At 69.7% G+C, this 432-nt stretch carries 1 protein-coding gene; it reads left to right on the forward strand.

The annotated features are described in order from the left end of the window. Positions 1-432 (forward strand): hypothetical protein (locus AB1471_RS18755; RefSeq protein WP_367780945.1); only part of this gene is annotated, 432 nt, incomplete at both ends.

Here is a 432-nt window from a genome sequence, read left to right on the forward strand (position 1 = left end):
GGGGGGGGGGGGGGGGGGGGGGGGGGGGGGGGGGGGGGGGGGGGGGGGGGGGGGGGGGGGGGGGGGGGGGGGGGGGGGGGGGGGGGGGGGGGGGGGGGGGGGGGGGGGGGGGGGGGGGGGGGGGGGGGGGGGGGGGGGGGGGGGGAGGAGGGGGGAGGGGGGGGGGGGGAGGGGGAAAAGGAGGAAAGGGGGGGAGGGAAGGAAAAGAAAAGAGGGAAGAAAGGGAGGAAAGGGGAGAGAGGAGAGGAAAGGGAAAGAGAAAAAGGAGAGAAAGAAAAAGAGGGAAAGGAGAAGGGGGAGGGAGAGAGGAGGAAAGAGGAAAGGAAGGAGGAAAAGAAAGAAGAAAAGAGGAAGGAGAGAGAAGAGGGAGAGAGGAGGAGGGGAAGGAGGGAGAAGAGAAAGGAGAAAGAAAGGGGAAGGAAGCGCCGGACG

The organism is Jeotgalibacillus marinus (genome assembly GCF_040801915.1).
In the GTDB taxonomy this organism is placed as follows: Bacteria; Bacillota; Bacilli; order Bacillales; family Jeotgalibacillaceae; genus Jeotgalibacillus; species Jeotgalibacillus marinus.